We start from the raw sequence: 1,551 nt of genomic DNA, 5'->3' as shown, positions 1-1,551 counted from the left end.
CCGCAAGGCCGAATACACGACTGCAACCGCACCGCTTGCCAAAGCGAACTCACTCGGTCACTTGCAAGGGGAGTCCATACATGAATTGTTAGGCACTATTGCCTGAGCCATCGGTTGACTGGCTTGGTATGGGTGTAGCGGGTCGATGCGCCCTTTCTCTGAGAATTTGCAATGCCCTCTCCTTGAGAGATGGAATTGCTTGGGCCGCATCTCTGAATTCAATTGAGTTCAATAGTTCATGGAGTGGGCTGCCATGTACGTCTTTCTCAATAAGTCGAAGTGGAATTTCATCAAGTCGGCCCAAGGCAATGGAAAAGAGTCGTGCTTCAAATAGCGGATCAAGGTTTGTTGCTTCAGCCTTGTACCCTTCATAGGCCGCGGAGAGTGCCGCTTTGTAGGCGTAATCTTCAGAGAGGCGAAATCGCTGCCCAATTTGCTTGGTTGCAACCCAAGCCAACCACACTGGGGCTGCGACAGTTGCTGCGCCAAGAGCTAGCTTAAGGAGGAGAACGCTCCAGTTCGTCTGATCAGAAATGGAGGCAAGAACCACTGGAATTCTTTCCTGTGCAATTAATCCTGATGCCAGAAGTGCGCCAATCAGAACGAGAACCCAAATAAGCATGGATTTTCGCAATCCTTCGGAGCGGGTCATGAATTCGTGTGCTAGTCCCTCGGATGTGGCTGCGCGATAAGCCGAGTTGACTTTCGATAAGACGGCTTGTGCCTTTACATTTAGGTCGTTCAAGCTCTTAAGGGCTTCTTCCGAGTCATCGCTACTTTTTTTAGCGGCGATTTCATACTTCCCAGCGTTTTGTTTGGCTTGCTCAATTTCTCGAAGTGTCGTATCGAGTTCTTCCATTGTTAGAGGAAGTTTTTCAGCGGCGTCATATGCCCGATTGATTGATGTAATTTTTGAATCGATTCCGTCGATTCCGGCTGTTACTTGATCCAATCTTTGGGTGGCTGCATTGACACTACGTAGTATTGACGCAGGAATCGCAAGTGAGTGTTTTACCTGGCTGGGATCAAGGATTGAATTAATCTGTAGGTCTACGTTGTGTAAAAGAGCACATACAGCTTCACATGCGGCCGGGCCGGCGAATATATTTGATGCATTGTTGTTGATTGAAAAATCAACCTTTGGAGCGAGGTCTTCTAGTACTGAAGTTGCATCGTCGTTTGACTTTGACCAATCGACTGACTCGATCTTTTCTGCAATTTTTCTGGCGGTGAATGACAAGTCATCTGTAGTGAGTGGGGGCACTTGCCATTGCCAATGGTCGGAGAATTTTGAGTTGTTCTTGTGGGAGTCAAGCCTTTGTGCGAGAAGCTCTAGCTTCTCTGCAAGATCCTTTGCAGCTTCGACAGACATGTGTTTTTCCCCCTGTTGCTTGAAGATATGTTTAGTGCCTAACGCTTGAGTTAAGCGGCGCGGGCTTTTCGCGCGTCCGCTTGGATGATCGAATGGACTCCCCTCGTGTCGCCACACGGCTTCGATGAGCCAGACTGAAAGGTTTAGCCTTCAGGACACGGGATCGCGAGAGGAGTCCG

Annotated in this window: 1 protein-coding gene; it reads right to left on the bottom strand. The window is 48.9% G+C overall.

Going from position 1 to position 1,551, the window contains the following annotated elements; translation table 11 throughout:
* Nucleotides 1-88: 88 nt before the first annotated feature.
* Nucleotides 89-1,372 (bottom strand): hypothetical protein, encoded by a 1,284-nt coding sequence (locus EV148_RS18220; RefSeq protein ID WP_132000278.1) that lies wholly within the window; start codon nucleotides 1,370-1,372, stop codon nucleotides 89-91.
* Nucleotides 1,373-1,551: the final 179 nt, after the last annotated feature.

Origin of the sequence: Dokdonella fugitiva (assembly GCF_004342425.1) — a bacterium.
Classification (GTDB): domain Bacteria; phylum Pseudomonadota; class Gammaproteobacteria; order Xanthomonadales; family Rhodanobacteraceae; genus Dokdonella_A; species Dokdonella_A fugitiva.
Note: the sequence above shows the minus strand (reverse complement) of the source record. Positions and strands in the feature narration are given on the sequence as shown.

What these genes read in the sequence shown, in the direction of transcription:
- EV148_RS18220 (WP_132000278.1), bottom strand. Translation starts at nt 1,372, where the DNA reads ATGTCTGTCGAAGCTGCAAAGGATCTTGCAGAGAAGCTAGAGCTTCTC.